The following is a 20,294-nucleotide window of genomic DNA, read 5'->3' as shown; positions in this document are numbered from 1 at the left end:
CCCCTACTTGTTTTTGCTGAATATAGCTTGTAGTATTGCCAATACCGTTCCACTATTCCTCTTTTTTCTCATCTTCTCTTTTCTCCTCTCTGTCTCCCTGCTGCCCCAGCATCTCATTTCTGGTCAGTTTCATCAGTTCCTCAATAAATTCTTCCTTGTGTTCCTCTATGAACTGGAAATAGGCTTTTTCAGCCCTTTTCCGTTTAATTCTGTTGTATGGCCACATTACTATTGCCCCGACTGCTGCCAGCGCGTTCTTTATTTCTGGCCAGAATATACAAGCTGTGAATGCGAGTGCCATTGTCAGAATTATCATCAAAATTATGAATGTATCGTCTGTCATCACTTTGCTCCTCTGCTCATTAGTAGGTTCAGTGCATCCTCACCTATGTCCGTCTGTTTTCCTTTGCCCTTTTGGCATATTATCATCTGGATGTCTCGGTCATAGCCAATGGATGTCTCCAGTCTCCTCTGAATTTGTTCCAATTTGGCCATCCGGCACTCCCAGGCGGCTCTTTGAAAGCCATCCCACTGGTTCTCCTCAAGTTTTGCCTTTATGATGTCCCTATAATCTGCCAGAGCCTCAATGGTGACTCTTAAATCACCATAGCAAGTCTCTATCCACTCCTCATTCATGCCCTTTGTGTCCATGTAATGATAAAAGCGTTTCATCCGCTCCTCATAGGTCTGTGTTGGGTCTTTCTTGTCCATTTCTTATCTCCTCACAATATCTGCAGTCATTGTTTGCCGCTCCAAAGCATCCCTGGCACTTATTATCCAGGAACATGAACCCTGGTGCATCATCCTGGACAACTGCTGCCGGTTCGTCCTTTTCCTCATCCAGGTAATTGCGGCCATACCGTTCCATGAACTGCTGCCGTGTATGGTCTCTTTCATAGGCTCTCTGGCCATCCTCATGTAGTCTGTCCATGACTGTACGGTTGTTGTGCACCGCTCCTGGCCCATCCAAATGATGAGCCAGACAAAGATACACTTTCAATCCATCCTCCTCTGAGAGCACCCTGTTTGGGCCTCCAAAGATGTGATGCTCATGTACTACTTGATAAATCCTGTATTTATCCTCTTTCATGCACAGATAGCATGTCCCGTCCCTGGTGTGCAGGACGCTTGCCTTGTGTTTCTTTCTTCTCTTGGTTTTCTTTGGCTTTTTGAGTATCATTCCACCGGGTCCTCTGTGATGTCAATTTGTGTGATTTCAGCCAAAAGTCTCTCGTGATTCTCGTCTGATCTCCAGGATGCGTGGAACCTGGCCACGTTATTCTGCCAGAGCAATCCTCTGCTTTTATTGAAAAGCGGCTTTTCCACTCTGTACTCTCCCTGATCTTCCATCACTGCTGCATTGTCAGCTACAGCTATGAACGCATTGTTGATGATGTACACATCACCGGTTGTCTCGTGCTGTAGGAGTCTCTGTGCCACTCCACCGTTTAGCAATACCAGGTTTGTCACCTCAATGATTTCATCAAAGCCCTCCACGTTGACTGCACATGGCAGCTCTGTCTCTAATTGGTTTCCCTCTTTGGTTGCTGAGAAACGCGTACCCTCTGCAGGTACTTCTCCAGCCAGCTCAATCAGCTGGGCCAGTATTTGCTTTGGCAGAAATTCCTTTTTGACATCCATCTCCCAGTAACTGCCGGCAATGTAGTATCTTGCCTCTGTCTGCGCCACGATCAGGCCGCGCTTATATGCCTGTTTCATCAATCGTTTTATAATACTATTGCTTAAAAACATGTTTTATCTCCTTTCGTCTGCTCCAATTTCCACACCAGTGATCTTTCGCTCCCCTGCAGGCACAATATGCTTTATGCTTGCAGGTTTCGCACATTTCCTCCGGTGTCATCAGCTGAATGGTAGCTCCTCGTCAACTCCGTCTGGAATATTCATGAACCCATCTGCATCTGTCTGAGGTTCAGGTGATGGCTGTCCTGGTGTGTATGACGCTCCATCTCTTTTACTCTCTGCAAATTCATGTTCTTCAACCACCACCTCTGTGGTGTATACTTTCTGGCCATCCTTGTTGGTATAGCTGCCAGTCTGGATGCGTCCAGAGATTGTGACCTTGGTGCCCTGCTTGAAATACTTCTCCGCAAACTCTGCAGCTCTTCCAAATTCCACGCAAGAGATATAGTCCGCACCGCCATCCTCTCCGTTTTTCTTGAAACGTCTATCCACGGCCAGCGTGTATCTTGCGATTGCCAGAGTATTCTCTCCCTGGCTGTATCTCACCTGTGGGTCTCTGGTGAGTCTGCCCATCAAAATGACTTTATTCATCTGCGCACCCCTCTCTGGCGTTTCACCGGCTTGTCCTTTGGCTTTTTGGTCTGTTTCTGCTCAGGCTGTTCCATCTGCTCTTTGATTGTCTCTGTTGTCTTTTTCATTCCATCAACTCTCCTCTCATCAATCTTTCTAAATCCCAGTAACGATATGACACGCAATAGCCGTATACAGTTCTAAACACTGCGTGATGTGTATAGCATCTGACCAGCTGCATCCGCTTTTTGACTTTCTTTTTGGTCTTGCTGTCTGTTTTCTCCCAGAAATACAAGTCATACCAGACTCCCTCTTTCAATTTCACATCCACACCCCCACTAATGACGCAACGTCCTCTTTCCCTCTTGGCAAGAAAGAGAAACCGGTGTGCTTTCTCAGGTCCTCCTCTACTTCTCGTAGTGACTTTTTGACCATCACTGTGTCAGTTGGTTGGTCCATATCGTATACCCTGGCCACGCAATAGCCTGGGAAATCCTCTGGACTGTTGTAAACGGCCACCATTGGCATCCTGAGACTCCTCATGTCTACCTGTGCCATTGTCTCAACCTTTTTCTGTTGCATTCTTTTTTCCTCCTCTCTGCTAGTGCTGTGGCAAGTACCACCGCTGGCTCCTGCTGCTCAATCAGCAACTGCTGCCCCGTGTTGTCTCCTCTCAGTCCGTCAGCCGCAATCAGGAAGAGGTTTCCTACAGCCTCCATTGTTTTTGTCAGTGCCTCTTTGAATGCGTCAAAACCCTTGCACATAATTTCAGCTATTCTCTCCACGTTTTCCTCCGGTATGACTAGGTCACCATTTTTGAGGGCTGTTCCCCCTGCTACCACTTGCCACTCTTTTGGAGGATTGTACCCATGGATTTTCTTGTACTGTTTCTTTTTCTGTCTCCGGTTCATTTTTCCCTCCTACGCTATGGCCACACGCTGTGGCTGCTCAATCGGTATTGCTACCTTTTCCTGTTTCTGCTTGATACTGTTCTTGTACTTGGTCAGCACTTTGCTGATCTCTTTTTCATCTGGCTTTCTGTCAAATTTGGAATACCACTGGATGATGTGGTCATCTTTCATGTCCACCTCTAGTGTGTAGTACGGTGTCTCCAGGTCATCCTTTTTCCTCAAAAAGCAAATCCAGCTCTTTCCATCTGCCATTTTCTTCATGTAGTGGCTATCTCTGGCCACACAATGATGGAGCAAACGGCCCTCTTTCATCAGCTCCTCACAACAACCTGCAGGTATAACCATATAGTCCTGGTTTTCCCAGAAATAACGCCTGACCTCTGGGAGCCTGTTCTTGATTTTCTTATCCAGTGGCCGGTATTCTTTCAGGCGTTCCTTGTCATCCTTTTCTTGTGCCATTTCCACCAGCTGGTCATGACGTGCTCTCAGGTCCTTTGGCAATCTCACAATATCATCTGTGGTGTCATAGCCTGCAGCTGCTGCCATTCTCAAATAATCTTTCCAGGTTGTCACCAGGTCCTTTGGTTTCACATCCTGTTTTTTCATGTAGTTGACCATCCGGTTGACACTTCTCAGCTCGTGGAGGATTTCTGTGCACTCTTCCATATCCAGATTGTTGTCTGCCAACCACTGCAAAGACTCTGTGGTGATTTTGATGCCCTGCTGCTCCTCGTACTGTAGCCACTCCAGGGTGTTCAGGCCTCCATTGACCTGTTTCATCCGGCTGACTCTGTTTCCGTCAATTCGTAATGCATCTTGTAATGTCTGGCCCTCCTCGTAGATACAATTTGGATTGCCATACCATCCGTATATGCGCACAATGTCTTGTACCATCCTGACCAGTCCAGCCTTGGCCAGATATTCCAGCCATGGTCTTTGGTGAAATGTGGTGATGTATGTATTCACATCAAATTTCTGGCCCTTGTTGGTCATCAGGTCCAGCCCACTATTTTCCAGATGGCCACATGGCAGCACCTCCTTGAGGTTTCCTGGCCAGAGGTATGACTGCAGGAACCTTTTGTTGCTCCGGTTTCTGTCCCAGAACTCCTGCGTAAATTCATCAGCCTCACTCAACTGGCCGTTCCATACCTTGCCCCAGCACTCACCCTCTGGAATGATGGCTCTGCGCTGTTCGTACATCTCAATTTCTTTGCCCTCCGGTGTCCAGGAGCACACAGCCTTGAACTGTCTCTCTATCCACTTCTTTTCTGAGTGTGTCACGCCTGGGATGCAGGTCTCTTTTTTCTCTTCGTAGGTCTGCAGTATGATGACTGGCTCCGTGGCTTTCTTTTCCTGTCTCCGGCTGTATGCTGTTACTGGTGCGCCACATCTTGGGCATGTGGTTTGTTCTCCATGTTTCCATCCAACCTTTTTCCAGCTATGTGCCCCACAAGCGGTGCAGCTGTATGTAGTCCTTTTCTTGTCTTTCTGCAGAAAGAGGAGGTCTCCCTGGAAAACCTTGTCTTTCACCCACGCCTCTGCCTCGTCTGGCACACATGGCACTGCTGCCATCATGTCCTCAATCCGTTGCTGTTTTCTCTCGTAGGCCCTATCATTCTTTATCCTGATGACGCTGTTCTCAAACCAGTTGATGAATGTATCATCCAGATAGGTTGCGGCCATCTTTTTATCTGCCTCTGATGCAAATTCCCATTCGTTGGTGCAGTAGTAATAGTCATTTTTTAGAGGTGTTTCCCCCTGGCATATTCTGGCCACGTTGTCTATTTTCACCCTGCGCCATCCTGTTCCTATGAACGCATTGAATGCCATCTCTTCCTGATCAGCAAAGTACCTGGCTTTTAGCTGGCCATCCACAAACAGGTCAACCTCCAGAGCTTGGTGCTCATCTACTTCAACTAACTGGCATCTGCCCACTACTTTTTCCCACTGACCCTCCGGTGCGGTGCATGGTTCGGTTTCTAGTAATTTTTTCCACTTCATTACTTGTCACCTCCCATGTAGTAGCTTGTAATAATCTGCTTTGCGCGTCCCATCCCTGGAATGCCCAGCGTCACTCTGCCGGCAGTTACCTTGGCCTCTTTTAGGATGTCCTTGTCCACTGGCATCTGATTCTTGAATGACCAGGAGAGAAGTGCTGCAATACATCCTTTCAGGCTCTTCCCTGTTTTTCTGACCTGGTGGGCAATGATGTCACTGTCCATGCACTGGCCTTTCAGATATTCCACCCAGTCCTCCATGATTTCCTTTGGTTTCAATTCCTTTGCCTCAATCTCTATTTTCCCCAGAGCGGCTGTCAAAGGGTCGCACAGCATTGGTACCTCTGCCCCTATGTACATTTTTGCAATCTCGTCTGGTATTCCATTTTCTTTGGCCAAAGCCTTGATGCTACCTGTGTCACCCTCATTGAACAGGTTTTCTGCCAACTCATTGATTTCTGCATATGAGTTGAACTCTCCAAATTTCTCAAACATGTTATTGCTCCTTTCGTCTTGTGATCTGCGTCTGTAGCCATCCAGTAAACGAATGCCGGCCAGGCTCTCCAAGGACCAGATGCTTTCTGGATAACTCCCAGACTCTTCTCCACTCTTCCTGGTTGGCCACCGGTTTTCCCTTGCTGGTACGGAAATCATTTCCTGCCCATCCGGCCAGGTTACGCTCCATCATGTTAAGGATGAACTCATCCTCTGTGTGTATATGTATTTCACAGCTCTGGTTGAACCTGTCCAATGCCTCAACCAATGCCATCAAAACCGTCTGATGATACGTGCCTGTTATCTGGCCAAATCCCTCACGGGTTTTACTCTCTCCGTTCATCATGACCTCCAGCACATATCCATATTGTTTCTCTGTGGCTTTCGTGGAGATGGAGTCTGTCTCTATGTAGATGTGTGTCTCAAACATTTATTCCCTCCTGTTCAGCCTGATCTGCGTGTATCGTCTATACTTGTACCCAGTCACTGGGTTGATGCCCTCATGAATATTTGCAATGTAATATCCCTTTTTGGGCTTTGGTTCTTCTTTCCACCTGATGAGCTTGTCCACATGAGGCTCAGGCAGAGGCATATTGCGGCTGGTGTTGTAGTTTGACTCTCTCATCCTAGATTCTCCCTGCTGCCCATTGGCTTTCTCGTAGGTGGTGTGTTCATTCTTTGTCACGTAATTTGATAGCTTAGTGAAATCCTCATCATATATTTTCTCATTGTCTTTTATGGTGCTGATGTAGGTTCCACCCTTTTCCCATGCCTTGCGGATAATGTTGGCAGTGTCTCCAATCTCGTTGATCACCAGATGGATGTGCCACGCTCCCTTGGTTCCCCTCTCTATGTTCCTTATCCAGAAAACCTCATATCCTCTTTTCTTGTATTCTTTCCTCACATACCTCATGGCCTTTTGAAAATCTTTCAATGCATCAGCCATTGTGGGAGGTCTGTTTTGCACCTCGTAGGTCCAGGTTGCAAATGTGTCACCCGGCGAGAAGTATTCCAGCAATCTCTGGCGGCACCTCTTGGCCTTGTTGAGATTGTTTACTTTCCACATCTGCTCCTCGGTGGGTTTCACTCTCTTCTTTCTCTTAGCTCCTGGACCACCATACCTCCCATCATGGAACTCCTCTACGTCTATGATGTCACCATGTCTGAATTTATATGTTTTTCTCTTTGTCCCCATAGCTCTCCAGTCCTAACTTTAATATCTTTATCAAGTGCTCAACGGGTCCTAAAATCCCCCGTTTTTCTTGACTTTTTTAGGTTCATGGTAGTACTATGTTTGTAGGAAGTTTATAGTACATCTATGAACCAGGCTGGCAGCTCCAAACTGTCAGCTTTTCTTTTTGCCTTTTTTCACCTCGTGACCAAAGATATACACATCCATGCTCACAATTTTCCCGTCTCTGATGCCTCGGTTCTCATACCAGTAACTTCCACCAGTGGCTTGAAAATAATCTGTTATCAAGTTGCCTCTCCTCGTGCTCCCTATGTACGTTATTGCACTGTCTTCCGCTCCGTGAGCCGCCATGCACTGTACTGGGTACGCCGTCTTGAATGCCACTTTCAACTTTTCCTCGTCTATTTCTTTGTATTCTCCAATCATATTCCCTCCAGGTGGTGCTCTTATCATGTTCACCACGCTCCTATTTGGCATGTGTACCACGTTGCTGCTTTTCTCATTAAAAATCAGCCAAAACCTGTCAACCATCCACGCGCTCTCTAGTATGGTGCGCCCACTGTCATTTTTTCGTGATACCCATGAGCCAGCTCTTGACTTGCTGTCCATGTGTGCAGGATGCCATCTCTGCTCAATACGCCCTGCCGGAATCGAACCAGCCTCTACTGCCCACTGCAGAGGGCGCGCCTTTTATTCCTCATCATTCTTGTGGCCTGCTGCCACCAGTGCCCACAAGATCACCATTGCCATTCCAAATATGTCCCCTAATAGAAACGCAACTATATATCCCATTCGTCATCCTCCTCATCTTCATATCCTGTCAACCAGTCTGCATTTGCTATCCCAAATAAGGTCAGCCATATTGATGAGACAGTAAAGATGGCAACGTCTATGGGTAGGTATTCTATTATCCAGTCATCTGCCATCCAGTCGAATATGCTGAAAAAGAAGTAATGCACTGCTATCAGGGTGATTGTTATGATTACAAAATTATGTATTTTGGAACGCCACTTTTTTGCTTTCTTGCACTCCCAAAATCTCCACCGTAACTTTTGCCCCATGCTTGGCTGACAGGATTGCCGCAAGCGTTTTGTAGAATCTCTCTGCATCAAATTTCCCTTTGACCTCCATGTTCTTTTTCTCCCATCTCAAATTGTTGCTGTTTTATCACTCTCATCCGTACGGTTCCATCTCCAAGCTGAACGATTTCAGACTCATATCCTGCTGCCGCCTGCTCGTAAATCTGTGTTATTACATCCAACGGTTTCACTGCTCTCCCTAATTTATCTGAAATTATTTTCATGTAGTTGCATTCCGTTGGTCTGCATATCGCATTCCATGTGCAACCTTTGCACTCTTTGCAGAGCTTATATTCACCGCGTCCATTGATGTCTGTGTATGTAACAAAATCTGTGTCTGTGTCTACCGTGTAATGAATGAGTATTCCACACGGTGCATACTCTTTTAAATCTTCAACCATTATTCTCCTGCCTCCTCATCACTCTCATAACACATGTTTACTTCAATAAACTTGTCCTCGGTATATCCTCGCTGGAGCTTGAACTCTGCCTCTCTTTCATTCTTTGCCATGACCACTGCCTCTCCTGCAAATTCCAGCTTGTAGCGTTTCATCTCGGTTGGTTCGTCTGCACTTTCCCTTGTTGATTCTGCTGGCTGTTTCCGTATGATTTCATATACTCCATCTGTGTCTCCATCTCCCAAGAGGCAGCTGAGCTGGTACTGGTCATTCTCTGCCACTCCACTAATCAGAGTCTCAATGATTGCATTCTTGATATTTCTGAGGAAATTGCTTTCTCCACTGACGTCAAACCATTCCTCTATCTGGCGTTCTGTTTCACAACTGTCTATGTAGGCTATGACTAATTTATCCACCTGGTTCCTGTCCATCCTTACCTCCTAAGCTGATGCTTTTTCCTGTTCCTGGTCAAACTTGTCCAAATCTAAAGACAACACGGTGCAGATTTTGATAAACTCATCCGCTTTCAATGCTCTTGTCCCCTCAAGTGACCGTCTCAACAACTCTCTTGGCATTCCTATACTGTCAGCCACATGGCTGTATTTGATGCCATTGTCATCAATGTACTTTTTTATAACCTCGTATGCTTTCATGTGTTCCTCCTCTCTGTCTACGTTTTTTAGACTAACTACAATATAGTCTATGTTTTTTAGTTTGTCAACACATTTTATCGCTTTTTGTCTATGTTTTGTAGATTTTTCCATTGACTTTGTTTATTTCTTGCCTTATTATTAGTTCATAGAAGTATAGGAGGTGGCTTGATGGTACGTGAAGAACTCGCAAAGAGATTGAAATATTATAGAGAAAAGAACGGTATGACAGTTTATGAAGTTGGTGAGGCTGTTGGGAAAAGCGGAAAGACTATCAGTGCTTGGGAGGTAGGCCGCGGTCAACCTGATGCAGACATGCTCATTTTACTTTGCAAACTATATCATGTTCGTAGCATAGCCGACCTTTATGGTGAGAGCACTCCTGCACTTACATCTGATGAACTTAGTTTTTTAGAAATATACCGATCGCTCAATTCTGATGGCCGCTCTAAATTATTGGAACGCGGAAAAGAATTACAAGAACTCGGCTATGTAAAAGGGGATATAGAAAAAATGGCATAAAATTCCATAAAGATGCTAAATCAAACATAATACATATCAAATTTTAGTAGGAGGTTTGTATGAAAGATACTTATGAATTTAAAAAACCAAAGACTATGGTTTCTTTTGACGGTAATTTTATTGTGATGTCTCGCGGTGAACATGATTTGAGTATCACAAAACATATGCGTGGTGAAACTCGCATCCCTATCAGTAAGATACTTACTATAAAATTTAAGGAACCAACTTTCACGTCCAGAGGATATATGCAATTTTCCATTCCTCGTACTGGCATCCATGGGATTGCTCGAACGATAGATCAGGCAGAGAACGCTGTTACTTTCGGTAAAGACCAGCTATCTGACGCGTTGGAAATAAAAGCATATGTTGAGAATCTGATGTAATTTGCGCCAGCGCAATAAAAAAGCCCAGTCACATGGACTGAGCTACTTTGAACCTACCGACTGCTGCCGGTATATGTTCCCTCGACAAGAACATTTTACCACATAGTGCAGCTGTTGTGTAGCTGTATTTTTTATACTCTTTTTTAGGTGGTGGATGAAATGGCATACAAAAAATTGATTGAGGAGAGTGTTGTCCCAGGTCTTGTCCGGGTCGCACTGTATATCCGTGTCTCCGGTGAGGAGCAGAAAATAAAGGGATTGAGTTTGGAGTCTCAGCAGGAACGCCTGGAGGCATATGCCAGGGAACGTGGCTGGGTTGTTGTTGGTGTGTATATTGACGCTGCCAAAACGGCCAGGAAGAAATTGCATAAAAGGACTGAGTTTCAGCGGATGCTTGACTCTGTTCAGCGTGGTGAGGTGGACATGCTTCTTTTCACTCGTCTTGACCGTTGGTTTCGTTCTGTTTCAGATTATTACAAAGTTCAAGAAGTCCTGGAGGCTCATGACTGCGAATGGAAAACCATTGATGATGGTGAGGGCTATGATACCACCACTGCCAGTGGCCGTTTGTATATCAATATAAAACTGTCTATTGCTCAGAATGAGGCTGATCTGGATGGTGAGCGTATTGATGTAGTCTTTGATAGCAAAGTGCAGCATGGCACTGTCCTCTCTGGGAGTTGTCCGTTTTGGTGTAAAGTAAATGATGAAAAGCGGCTTGAAATCATTCCTGAAAAAGCAGCTATCTTGCAGGATGCGTTTGATTATTATGAAATTTCTACATCACAGCGCGCTACCATCAAACGCATTCGTGATACTTATGGAGTAAACTGGTGTGATGCTACTTTTCGCCGTATGTTGCATGATGAGCTGGCTATTGGCGTGTACAATAAGAGAGGCAGATACAATCCAGAGTTTTGTCCTGCTGTGATAGACAAAGAACAATTTGCCCGTGTCCAGGAATTGTCAAAGCGTAATTCTCGGAGCAATCCATCTGGTAAAGTCTACATTTTCACCGGCATCCTTTATTGTGATGAGTGCCATCATAATATGGTCGGGTATCTTTCACATGGCCTTTATTATTACCGCTGCAACTATCACTTTCAGCGTGACCTATGCCATCATAATCATTCTGCCCGTGAAAGTCGCATTGAGGCCTGGCTCTTTGAGCACCTTGGTGATGAAATTGAAAAATATGAACTTGCTTGGAATGTGCAAGCTGCAGAAAAGAAACGCACCTCTGCCAGTGTTGACCGGGCTACTTTGAAAAGAAAATTGACCAAACTGAAAGAGCTTTATGTGGATGATCTGATTGATATTGAGGAATACAAACGTGATTATCAGACCTATACTGCCGCCCTCAACAAACTCAATACTCCTGTTGTGGATGAGGAACATCTGAACCTGTCCGGTGTTAGGCAAATTATTTCAAAAGGTTTTCGTGAGATATATGATTCCCTGACTAGGGAGGAAAAGAGAACGCTCTGGAAAAGCGTGATAAGAGAAATAAGGATTGATAATGACCAGAACATCACTGGCATTTCATTTTTTTAGATTTTGTTGTACTAACTGTACAATACCTGTCGGCTCATCGGCGAGGACCAGCCTTGGATGCGTGATCAGTGCTCTGGCGACTGCTGCCCGCTGCTTCTGTCCCCCGGAGACTTCATAGGGGAATTTTGCCAGAATATCGCCGATTCCGAGCTTCTCTGCTATCGGCCGCAGACGGCTGGTCATCTCCTCGTAAGATTTTCTCGAGAGCACCAGCGGCAGGAAAATATTGTCCTGCAGGGAAAAGGTATCCAGCAGATTAAAATCCTGAAACACGAATCCTAAATTATCCCGGCGAAACGCTGACATTTCTTTCTCTCTGATCTCGGCGAGACTCTTTCCGTCCAGCAGAATGTCCCCCGCTGTCGGCTTATCCAGTGCCGCCAGAATATTGAGCAGCGTGGTCTTTCCTGACCCGGACTCACCCATGATTGCCACATATTCGCCCTCCTCGACGGAAAAGCACACATCAGACAAAGCCTGCACCTGATTTCCTCCAAAACGGGTGGTATAAATTTTCTTGAGATTTTTCACTTCTAATATTGTCATTTTGAACGACCTCCTTCTTTTTACACTCCCATTATAGAAAACAGCCAATCTGCCCGCCATTCAATCGCGTGACATTTTGGCTGTTTCATGTGACATTTTTGTAAGGTGTGACTACTCTATCTCCAATGTTTCTGCGTGAAGATCCACCTGAATGGTGGTTCCCCGCCCCGCCTCTGAGACCGCACTGAGACGATGCGACAGCTTGTCTGCCGTCTTTTTGCACAGATAGAGACCGAGACCTGTGGACTTTTTGTCCGCTCTTCCGTTGTAGCCGGTGAAGCCCTTTTCAAAAATGCGGGGCAGATCCTCCGGGGCAATTCCGATTCCCGTGTCTGTAATGTAGAGCACCTTCTGTTCGTCAACCCGAATGGTTATCGCCCCTGTCTCCGTGTATTTCAAAGCATTTGACAGAATCTGCTCCACTATAAACAACAGCCATTTCTCATCCGTCAGCACCTGAACCTGTGTTGGATCATATACAAGGCGGATTCTTTTGCGCACAAACTGGGGGGCGAACTTCCGGATTGCCTGCCGGATAATCCCGTCCAGATCACAGCTTCGGATCACAAAATCTGAGGAGGCACTGTCCAGACGAAAATAGCACAGCACCATCTCCGTGTACTGTTCAATTCGAAAAAGCTCTGACAGCAGTTCCTTATTCTCTTCCGTGTCCTGTCCCTGCAGGATCAGTTTCATGACTGCAATGGGCGCCTTGATCTGATGGACCCACGCGGTATAATAGTCGATGCTGTCCTGTCGCTGCGCCAGCCATGCATTCCGGTCACGCTGGTTCACATGCCATAAATCTGCGATGATCTCCTCCAGATCACGCTCCATCAGATTTGCCGGTGGAGGAAGTTCTTCCTGTATCACTTCGATGTTCTGCCGGATCTGCTCCAGTCTGCGGTGCTTCTTATAATATGCCCTGAAGCGTGCCCCCAAAATCAGGCACGCCGTCAGCAGACACAGGAGCGCCGCATAAATGACCGCCTCCGTCTCCAGATCGTAGAGGGAAAACACACCCATGAAGATGACGCCAAACAGCATAAACATAATTGCGGTAAAACGGTATTGTGCAAGGAACCCCCAAAGTATCCTTCCCGGAGATGCCGGCTGCAATGTCTGTGTCCCGGTTTGTGCCAGATTCTGATCTGGCATCGGCTCACTATCTGGCATCTGCTCCTGATCTGACACCGGCTCACTGTTTTTCCTGTTGTCTTTTTCTATTGTCTGTTCATTGTGCACCATATCATCCTCTTCGCTGTTTTCACACAGCCTTATACCATTTTGCCGCTGTCTCATTCTACCATGTATCCGGAGCCGACCTTCGTTTTAATAAATTCGCTCAGCCCGGCTGCATCCAGTTTTTTTCGAAGCCTTGCAATATTGACCGTCAGAGTGTTCTCTTCCACGTAAGAGTCCACCTCCCACAATCTTACCATCAGAGTGTCACGACTCACAATCTTCCCTCTGTTTTCCATCAGCGTCTGAAGAATCCGGAACTCATTGTGCGTCAGGTCAATGCTCTTCCCCTCAAATGTAAGGGTCGTGTTATTCAGATTCAGCATTGCCCCGCGATGCTCCAGAACCGGAACCTTTCCCTGCAGGTCATACGTTCTCCGCAAAACAGCCTGGAGCTTTGCCATCAGCACATTCAGATCAAACGGCTTGGCAATAAAGTCATCCCCACCCATGTTCATGGCCATCACGATATTCATATTGTCTGCCGCGGACGAAATAAAAATAATCGGAATATTCGATATTCTCCGAATTTCACTGCACCAGTGATAGCCGTTAAAAAATGGAAGTACAATATCCATCAGCACAAGATGCGGGTCAAATTCTGTAAACTCCGGCAGTACATTTTGAAAATTTTTCACACAATGCACCTCATGTCCCCACGATTCAATCTGCCTGTGCATCGCATCTGACATGGCCTTATCATCCTCGATTATAATAATTCGATACATAGTCTGTCTCCACACTTTCCTCTTAATTTTTTTGTCTTATCCGCAGACATTCTCCCTGTCATAACGTGGATATCCGAAATCAGCTTCGCTCCCTCTTCATGATCGTCCATCGCTGTTACGGATATTTTACCATAGCTTTATTCTTTTGTGGATATTTCGAGATATCTTATGAAAAAGTTAAGAAATCCATCTCATAGCATACATAAACCTGCAAGATTGTGAAATACTAACAAGAAACATATACTTGTGAAGATTGGAGACTATTATGACTGATACAGATACAATCAAACTACTGGAGGAATGTGATTCCGGGACCAAGATGGCCGTTTCCGCCATCGATGAAATTGTGGAGCAGGTCAAAGATCCGAATCTGCTGCGCCTGCTTGAAGAGAGTAAGGGGCAGCATGAAGCTCTTGGCAATGACCTGCACCGCCTGCTCATTCAGGCCGGGGCAGCAGAAAAGGACCCTGCCCCCGTGGCAAAGGGCATGTCCTGGATAAAAACAAATATGAAACTCGCCATGGATAACAGTGACTCGACTGTCGCTGATCTGATCACCGACGGCTGTAATATGGGTATCAAATCACTGCAGCGATACCTGAACCAATATAAGGGCGCCGACAGGCGCTCCCGTGAAATCTGCGTGGATATCATCTCCCTGGAAGAGCAGTTGTGCACTGATCTTCGGAAATACCTCTGATACGATGAAGTGGAAAGCCTTCGCTATTTCATCTGCATGTTCTTCTCCAGCATGGACAAATACGATACACGCGTCGTATCTGCCATGCTGTATCCCAGTTCCGCCAGTATTTTCTCTATCTGCCGCAGTGCAGTTTCACGCTCTTTCTCTGACGGAACTACAATCTCCAGTTCTAAAAATGTGCCGAGATTCTCTACCTCGTCCACACATGCCGTCATACCGTCACGTTGATAATACTGTCTTATTTTTCGCACCGGGGATACCGGGCGGTATCCCAGCGACTCAAGAATTGCCTGGCATACCGTTCCATCCCCAACTTCTGTTTCCAGTTCTTTTCTTGTCATGGAGACCGCATCCACCTTTGGACCTTTATAAGTCAGGAACGCGCGGCGCCCTTTGTCACAGCTCCGAATCCGGAGTGCCTCATCCGTTTTCCTGAAATCACGGAGTGTACTGTTAAAATAAACATCTGATTCTTCTACTCGTCTTCCCGCCAAAAAACCGATTCTTTGCAGTTTTTGTTCTATGTCTGCTCTGCCACAGATAGGCAGCTTGATTTCAACCTCTGTCACGACTTTTGTCCTCCACCCTAAACTTTTCTGAGCATCTTTTTATCTGGATGATAACCCGCCCTTAACGAATCCTGACGAAAACAGGTCTCGCAGCTTCTCTATTTCCTGACAATCCGTTGCCCAGCTCGTAGCAAATCGAACCACGGTATGATCCTCATCTGCTTTTTCCCAAAATCCGACGGCAACCTGTTCCTCCAGTTTTTTCAGTTGTTCATTTTCCAGGATCACAAACTGCTGGTTTGTCGGCGATTCCAGGTAAAACTTATATCCATTTTCTTTTATGATTTCCTTCAGACGCTCCGCCATATCAATCGCATGCCGGCTGATCTGCATATAAAGGTTGTCTGTAAACAGCGTATCAAACTGGATTCCCAGCAGACGTCCCTTTGCCAGCAGTGCCCCGCGCTGTTTGATAATCGTCAGGAAATGCTTAGGCGCATTGTTCTTCGTAAACACGACCGCCTCCCCGCACAGCGCTCCCACCTTGGTTCCGCCGATGTAAAATACATCACAGTATTTTGCGATCATCGGCAATGTCACGTCGGTCTGATGGCTCACCAGGCCATAACCAAGACGCGCGCCGTCCAGAAACAGCGGGATCTTATAGCTGCGGCAGATTGCTGAGATGTCCTGCAGTTCTTTTTCTGTATATAATGTGCCATATTCTGTCGGATGTGAGATATAGACCATCCCCGGAAATACCATGTGATCATAGCTCCCGTCCTGATAAAAATCCCGAAGATACTGTTCCAGGTCCTCCGCCGCAATCTTCCCGTCCTGCTGCGGAATCCCGAGCACCTTATGTCCGCTGTACTCGATCGCACCGGCTTCATGAACGTTGACATGTCCGGTCTCCGCTGCCACAACTCCCTCGTATGTTTTCAGCATCCCGGAAATCACCGCCTGGTTTGTCTGTGTTCCCCCTACCAGAAACCAGATATCTGCATCCGGGCACTCACATGCCGTTCTGATCTTCTCTTTTGCACTGTCGCAATACGGATCCTTTCCGTACCCCGACACCACCTCCATGTTCGTCTCCACCAGACGCTGCAGTATGGCCGGGTGTGCTCCCTGTATATAATCGCTCTCAAATGATAACATCTCTGATTCCTACCTCCATAATTATCCTACTGTTTTGTGACGCTGCACATCACTCATGCTTGTTATTTTAACACGTTCTATATATCAAGTCATCACAAAACTTTTCTTCCGGGCGCATCAGCCTTTCGTTCTATTCGCTTTCTTACACAAGCTCAATACTATAGCATATTCTGCTGAGTAAAGATGTCCCCCGCTTCTAAGCGAAGCAGGGGACATCTTTTATACGGTTACCTTTTTATTATTTTTTTCGGCAACTGCAAATATCAGTTGATCTTATCATTAGTTCTGTTTCGGCATATCCCATGCATTGTGATCCGTATGTAACAGCGTATGTGATTTGTGAGATAACGGTTTTTCGAAGTAATCTGCATACAGCTTCAGGATATCCGGGTTCTCATGTGAGAATCGGATGTCTGCATTCTTGTCGAGGAAATACAAATTCTTTCCACGCTCAAACGCAAGCTCTTCCCCATCGTGAATCGGCTGGCCGCCGCCACCTACGCAGCCTCCCGGACATGCCATAACTTCAACGAAATCATAATGTACATCTCCGCGCTCGATTGCATCGATCAGCTTTCTTGTGTTGGCAAGTCCACTTACTACTGCCGCGCGAACGGTTGCATCCTTGATCGTAACTTCTGCTTCCACATGTTCCTCACCGAATTTCTTTGCTCTCACAACTGAGAATGCATCTGCATCCGGATTGGTTCCTGTTACAAGGTAGTACGCGGAACGAAGTGCAGCTTCCATAACACCACCGGTTGCTCCGAAGATTACACCCGCACCAGAGCCCTCTTTCATGAGTTCATCACACTGGATATCCTCCAATGTCGTCGGATCGATATGGGCAGAGCGAATCATTCTGGTCAGCTCTCTTGTCGACAGCACGGTATCTACATCATGACCTGCATACTCTTCATAGAACAGTTCCATGTTGCACTCGCCTTTTTTCGCAACACAAGGCATTACAGAGATGGTGTAGATATCCTCTGGATTTACATTGATGGATTTTGCGAAATAAGTTTTCATCACGGCGCCAAACATCTGCTGCGGTGATTTTGCTGACGACAGCTGTGGCACCAGATGTGGATACTGAGATTTGATGAAACGAATCCATCCCGGACAGCATGATGTAAACATCGGTCTGTCCTTCAGCTGGCCTTCTGATAATCTGGTCAGGAACTCATTGCCCTCTTCCATAATTGTCAGATCGGCTGAAAATGTGGTATCAAATACGTAATCCACACCCATGCGCTTCAGGGAATCCATGATCTTTCCAATTGTTGCTTCTTCTCTGGAGAGTCCGAGTGCCTCGCCCCATGCGGCACGAACCGCCGGTGCTACCTGGGCTACCGTAATCTTCTTCGGATTATCGATTGCCGCCCAAACTTTATCGGTATCATCTCTCTCTCTGAGTGCTCCAACCGGACAGTGTGTGATACACTGGCCGCAAAGTGCACAGTCTGCATCCTCGATTTTTCTTTGTTTTGATACATGCACAGTCGTTCTGGAACCGGTACTCTCCACATCCCAGATATGTAATCCCTGTACTTTGTCACAGATCTGTATACAGCGCATGCACTTGATACATTTTGCCGAGTCACGAATCAATGGGAACTTTTTGTTCCACGGAATCCGCTCGATTTCTTTCTCAAATGGAAGATCGATCATATTCAGATCATTTGCCACAGTCTGAAGTGTACAGTTACGGCTTCTCGCACAGACTGCACATTCACAGTTATGCTGGGAAAGAATCAGCTGTACTGTTCTCTTACGGCTCATACGTACCTTCGGGCTGTTTGTTCTGACAACCATGCCCTCTTCCACACAGTTGTTACATGATGTTACTAATTTGTCTTTTCCTTCGATTTCAACAACACAGACACGACATGCTCCGATTTCATTGATATCCTTCAGATAGCATAGCTTCGGGATCGGAATCCCGATTGTCTTCGCTGCTTCCATGATGGTCGTTCCTTCCGGAACGGAGATTACTTTATTGTCTATTGTAAGATTTACCATAATTTTTCACGACCTCCTTTAAAAATTCCGAAGCCGAAATGGTCACAGCGTAAGCATCTGGATGCTTCCTGCCTGGCCTCTTTTTCTGTCATTCCCATCTCCACGCCATCAAAGTCTTTGACACGTTCGCACGCCTCGCGCTCTCCCATGTTGACTCTTCCGCACGGAACACGGTCATCCAGACTTGGTTCAGGGATATCCACATCACAGGAAATCATATGACGGAATCCAAGGTACTCGTCAATATTCGCAGCGATTACTTTTGCCGCACCGATTGCTCTGATTACGGAAGAAGGACCGGTTGCACAGTCTCCTCCTGCAAATACACCAGGTATGTTGTCAAATCCACCGAATTTCTCAGTGATGATCTGTCCACGGGCTACAGGAAGTCCTGCCTCCTCAAAATGGTCAGACTCTATGTTCTGTCCGATCGCCACGATCAAAGTGGTGCATGGCACGAAGATATCTTCCTCACCGGAAGGAATCACGCTTGCACGTCCGTTCTTCACCTTGCTGATCATCTGCGGTGTCACATAAATTCCCTTCAGACGGCCCTGCTCATCCTTCTCAATTCTGGACGGTGCTTTCAGGGTACGAACCTCGATGCCCTCAGCGATTGCGCCCTCAATTTCGTCTGGAAGTGCTGTCATATCTGCAATTCTTCTGCGGTATAACAGACTGACTTTCTTTGCACCCATACGGACTGCCGTACGCACTGCATCCATGGAAACATTGCCTCCACCGATTACTGCTACTTCCTGTCCGGATAAATCTTCAATAATATTCTTTCCGACATTTCTCAGGAACTGTACTGCTGAGAGAACACCTTCTGCGTCCTCGCCTTCAATTCCAAGTTTCTTGTCTGTGCTTGCTCCAATTGTTACAAGAACTGCGTCATACTCAGCTCTCAGGCTCTGAATCGTCATATCCTTGCCGACACGGAGACCATGCTTCACCTCGACTCCGGTAGAGAGAATCGCGTTGATGTCATCATCAAGACGATCCTTCGGAAGACGATAATTCGGAATACCATAACGAAGCATTCCACCTAATTCCGGCAGCATCTCGAACACGGTTACCGCATGTCCCATCAGGCGCAGATAGTACGCTGTACTGAGTCCTCCCGGACCTCCACCAACGATAGCAATCTTCTTGCCAGTATCCGGCGCGCACTGTGGCTGTTCCACATTGCCTGCAAAATCTGCTGCCGTACGTTTCAATCCACGAATATTAATTGCCTCATCAATCATGTTGCGGCGGCATCTCGCCTCACATGGATGCTCGCAGATAAATCCACATGTTGTCGGGAATGGATTGTCCTTGCGGATCAGCTTGATTGCGTCTGCATATCGACCCTCTCCCACGAGTGCCACGTAGCCAGGTATATCCACCTGGGCTGGACAGACTGCCACACACGGAACCGGATGTTTGTACTTACAGGTACAGCGTCCTTCTCTGATATGTTCCTCATAGTCATCACGAAATCCGATCAATCCTTTGTACACCATGTGGGCCGCTTCGTATCCAATGGCACAATCTGCAGAATCCATAATTGAGACTGCCAGTTCCTCCATAAGATCAAGTGTCTCCATTGTTGCTTTTCCGTCCAATACATCCGTAATCAGGTTGTTCAGTTGTCCAAGTCCTACGCGACATGGAACACATTTGCCACATGTCTGTGCATGACAGAGTTCCAAAAACGCTCTGGACATGTCAACAGGACACAACCCCGGCGGGCTCGCCTCGATACGGTGCTCTAAATCTTTATAGAGCCCTTCTACCACGAGCTGTGCCTTGTTGGGCGTTACAATTTCTAGTCTACTCATTTGTTCACCTCTCACATTTATTTTTGTTTTACAGTTGATTCTAATTGTAGTATATAAACAAATTTTATGCAAGATATAATATTTATCTATATAATATGACTAATT

General features: G+C 46.4%; 28 protein-coding genes and 1 pseudogene. 4 read left to right on the top strand and 25 right to left on the bottom strand.

Going from position 1 to position 20,294, the window contains the following annotated elements:
- Positions 1 to 52: 52 nt before the first annotated feature.
- The 18 genes from BUB85_RS08020 to BUB85_RS07945 form a co-directional block, all read right to left on the bottom strand.
- Positions 53 to 343 (bottom strand): hypothetical protein, encoded by a 291-nt coding sequence (locus BUB85_RS08020; RefSeq protein ID WP_073108126.1) that lies wholly within the window; start codon positions 341 to 343, stop codon positions 53 to 55.
- On the bottom strand, positions 343 to 711 hold the full coding sequence (locus BUB85_RS08015) for a hypothetical protein (RefSeq protein ID WP_073108122.1): 369 nt from the start codon (positions 709 to 711) through the stop codon (positions 343 to 345). Before BUB85_RS08015 ends, BUB85_RS08020 begins: the two co-directional genes overlap by 1 nt.
- Positions 680 to 1,180: a hypothetical protein gene (locus BUB85_RS08010; protein WP_073108120.1), complete on the bottom strand. Its 501-nt coding sequence runs from the start codon at positions 1,178 to 1,180 to the stop codon at positions 680 to 682. Before BUB85_RS08010 ends, BUB85_RS08015 begins: the two co-directional genes overlap by 32 nt.
- On the bottom strand, positions 1,177 to 1,752 hold the full coding sequence (locus tag BUB85_RS08005; RefSeq protein WP_073108117.1) for a hypothetical protein: 576 nt from the start codon (positions 1,750 to 1,752) through the stop codon (positions 1,177 to 1,179). Before BUB85_RS08005 ends, BUB85_RS08010 begins: the two co-directional genes overlap by 4 nt.
- Positions 1,753 to 1,860: 108 nt before the next feature.
- The gene (locus BUB85_RS08000) at positions 1,861 to 2,292 is read right to left on the bottom strand and encodes a single-stranded DNA-binding protein (protein WP_073108115.1); all 432 of its coding nucleotides are present in this window, start codon (positions 2,290 to 2,292) and stop codon (positions 1,861 to 1,863) included.
- 103 nt (positions 2,293 to 2,395) lie between these two features.
- Positions 2,396 to 2,596, bottom strand: coding sequence for a hypothetical protein (locus BUB85_RS07995; RefSeq protein WP_143160680.1), 201 nt, complete (start codon positions 2,594 to 2,596; stop codon positions 2,396 to 2,398).
- The gene (locus BUB85_RS07990) at positions 2,593 to 2,853 is read right to left on the bottom strand and encodes a hypothetical protein (protein WP_073108109.1); all 261 of its coding nucleotides are present in this window, start codon (positions 2,851 to 2,853) and stop codon (positions 2,593 to 2,595) included. Before BUB85_RS07990 ends, BUB85_RS07995 begins: the two co-directional genes overlap by 4 nt.
- Positions 2,817 to 3,182, bottom strand: a complete 366-nt coding sequence (locus tag BUB85_RS07985; protein WP_073108106.1) for a hypothetical protein — start codon at positions 3,180 to 3,182, stop codon at positions 2,817 to 2,819. Before BUB85_RS07985 ends, BUB85_RS07990 begins: the two co-directional genes overlap by 37 nt.
- Positions 3,183 to 3,191: 9 nt before the next feature.
- Complete coding sequence (locus BUB85_RS07980; RefSeq protein WP_073108104.1) at positions 3,192 to 5,183, bottom strand: PcfJ domain-containing protein; 1,992 nt, start codon at positions 5,181 to 5,183, stop codon at positions 3,192 to 3,194.
- Positions 5,183 to 5,674, bottom strand: coding sequence for a hypothetical protein (locus BUB85_RS07975; protein ID WP_073108101.1), 492 nt, complete (start codon positions 5,672 to 5,674; stop codon positions 5,183 to 5,185). The genes BUB85_RS07980 and BUB85_RS07975 overlap by 1 nt, the downstream gene beginning before the upstream one ends.
- Before the next feature lies 1 nt (position 5,675).
- Complete coding sequence (locus tag BUB85_RS07970) at positions 5,676 to 6,104, bottom strand: RNase H family protein (RefSeq protein WP_073108098.1); 429 nt, start codon at positions 6,102 to 6,104, stop codon at positions 5,676 to 5,678.
- The gene (locus tag BUB85_RS07965; RefSeq protein ID WP_073108095.1) at positions 6,105 to 6,869 is read right to left on the bottom strand and encodes a rolling circle replication-associated protein; all 765 of its coding nucleotides are present in this window, start codon (positions 6,867 to 6,869) and stop codon (positions 6,105 to 6,107) included. It abuts the gene before it with no gap.
- Positions 6,870 to 7,019: 150 nt separating this feature from the next.
- Positions 7,020 to 7,319: a hypothetical protein gene (locus BUB85_RS07960; protein ID WP_143160679.1), complete on the bottom strand. Its 300-nt coding sequence runs from the start codon at positions 7,317 to 7,319 to the stop codon at positions 7,020 to 7,022.
- Positions 7,320 to 7,645: 326 nt separating this feature from the next.
- A complete protein-coding gene (locus tag BUB85_RS21450) occupies positions 7,646 to 7,792 on the bottom strand; it encodes a hypothetical protein (RefSeq protein WP_159434628.1) in 147 nt (48 codons plus the stop codon).
- Positions 7,793 to 7,856: 64 nt separating this feature from the next.
- Positions 7,857 to 7,997, bottom strand: coding sequence for a hypothetical protein (locus BUB85_RS21445; protein WP_159434627.1), 141 nt, complete (start codon positions 7,995 to 7,997; stop codon positions 7,857 to 7,859).
- On the bottom strand, positions 7,975 to 8,346 hold the full coding sequence (locus BUB85_RS07955) for a hypothetical protein (protein WP_073108088.1): 372 nt from the start codon (positions 8,344 to 8,346) through the stop codon (positions 7,975 to 7,977). Before BUB85_RS07955 ends, BUB85_RS21445 begins: the two co-directional genes overlap by 23 nt.
- Positions 8,346 to 8,774 (bottom strand): hypothetical protein, encoded by a 429-nt coding sequence (locus tag BUB85_RS07950; RefSeq protein ID WP_073108085.1) that lies wholly within the window; start codon positions 8,772 to 8,774, stop codon positions 8,346 to 8,348. Before BUB85_RS07950 ends, BUB85_RS07955 begins: the two co-directional genes overlap by 1 nt.
- A 9-nt stretch (positions 8,775 to 8,783) precedes the next feature.
- Complete coding sequence (locus BUB85_RS07945) at positions 8,784 to 8,996, bottom strand: helix-turn-helix domain-containing protein (protein WP_073108083.1); 213 nt, start codon at positions 8,994 to 8,996, stop codon at positions 8,784 to 8,786.
- Between the two features lie 168 nt (positions 8,997 to 9,164).
- Between BUB85_RS07945 and BUB85_RS07940 the strand changes: the two genes are divergently transcribed.
- The 3 genes from BUB85_RS07940 (at position 9,165) to BUB85_RS07930 (ending at position 11,452) form a co-directional block, all read left to right on the top strand.
- The gene (locus BUB85_RS07940) at positions 9,165 to 9,515 is read left to right on the top strand and encodes a helix-turn-helix domain-containing protein (RefSeq protein ID WP_073108078.1); all 351 of its coding nucleotides are present in this window, start codon (positions 9,165 to 9,167) and stop codon (positions 9,513 to 9,515) included.
- 59 nt (positions 9,516 to 9,574) lie between these two features.
- Complete coding sequence (locus BUB85_RS07935) at positions 9,575 to 9,898, top strand: DUF4429 domain-containing protein (RefSeq protein WP_073108075.1); 324 nt, start codon at positions 9,575 to 9,577, stop codon at positions 9,896 to 9,898.
- Positions 9,899 to 10,057: 159 nt separating this feature from the next.
- On the top strand, positions 10,058 to 11,452 hold the full coding sequence (locus BUB85_RS07930) for a recombinase family protein (RefSeq protein ID WP_073108072.1): 1,395 nt from the start codon (positions 10,058 to 10,060) through the stop codon (positions 11,450 to 11,452).
- 24 nt (positions 11,453 to 11,476) lie between these two features.
- On the opposite strand, the pseudogene BUB85_RS07925 reads toward BUB85_RS07930, so the two are convergent.
- From BUB85_RS07925 to BUB85_RS07915, 3 genes and pseudogenes are all read right to left on the bottom strand, one after another.
- Positions 11,477 to 11,998, bottom strand: a pseudogene (locus BUB85_RS07925) (ABC transporter ATP-binding protein); the annotation flags it as partial.
- 111 nt (positions 11,999 to 12,109) lie between these two features.
- Positions 12,110 to 13,246, bottom strand: a complete 1,137-nt coding sequence (locus BUB85_RS07920; protein ID WP_330392258.1) for a sensor histidine kinase — start codon at positions 13,244 to 13,246, stop codon at positions 12,110 to 12,112.
- 50 nt (positions 13,247 to 13,296) lie between these two features.
- Positions 13,297 to 13,968: a response regulator transcription factor gene (locus BUB85_RS07915; protein WP_073108069.1), complete on the bottom strand. Its 672-nt coding sequence runs from the start codon at positions 13,966 to 13,968 to the stop codon at positions 13,297 to 13,299.
- 265 nt (positions 13,969 to 14,233) lie between these two features.
- Between BUB85_RS07915 and BUB85_RS07910 the strand changes: the two genes are divergently transcribed.
- A complete protein-coding gene (locus BUB85_RS07910; RefSeq protein ID WP_073108066.1) occupies positions 14,234 to 14,668 on the top strand; it encodes a hypothetical protein in 435 nt (144 codons plus the stop codon).
- Positions 14,669 to 14,691: 23 nt separating this feature from the next.
- On the opposite strand, the gene cyaB is transcribed toward BUB85_RS07910, so the two are convergent.
- The 4 genes from cyaB to BUB85_RS07890 all read right to left on the bottom strand — a co-directional run bounded on the left by cyaB (position 14,692) and on the right by BUB85_RS07890 (position 20,189).
- A complete protein-coding gene (gene cyaB / locus BUB85_RS07905; RefSeq protein ID WP_073108063.1) occupies positions 14,692 to 15,240 on the bottom strand; it encodes a class IV adenylate cyclase in 549 nt (182 codons plus the stop codon).
- Positions 15,241 to 15,279: 39 nt separating this feature from the next.
- Complete coding sequence (locus BUB85_RS07900) at positions 15,280 to 16,341, bottom strand: threonine aldolase family protein (protein ID WP_073108060.1); 1,062 nt, start codon at positions 16,339 to 16,341, stop codon at positions 15,280 to 15,282.
- Between the two features lie 279 nt (positions 16,342 to 16,620).
- Positions 16,621 to 18,363, bottom strand: a complete 1,743-nt coding sequence (locus BUB85_RS07895; RefSeq protein ID WP_073108057.1) for a [FeFe] hydrogenase, group A — start codon at positions 18,361 to 18,363, stop codon at positions 16,621 to 16,623.
- A complete protein-coding gene (locus BUB85_RS07890) occupies positions 18,357 to 20,189 on the bottom strand; it encodes an NAD(P)-binding protein (RefSeq protein WP_073108054.1) in 1,833 nt (610 codons plus the stop codon). Before BUB85_RS07890 ends, BUB85_RS07895 begins: the two co-directional genes overlap by 7 nt.
- Positions 20,190 to 20,294: the final 105 nt, after the last annotated feature.

Source organism: Hespellia stercorisuis DSM 15480 (assembly GCF_900142165.1).
Taxonomy (GTDB): Bacteria; Bacillota; Clostridia; order Lachnospirales; family Lachnospiraceae; genus Hespellia; species Hespellia stercorisuis.
The sequence above is the reverse complement of the archived record's forward strand: the minus strand, read 5'-3'. Positions and strand labels throughout refer to the sequence as shown.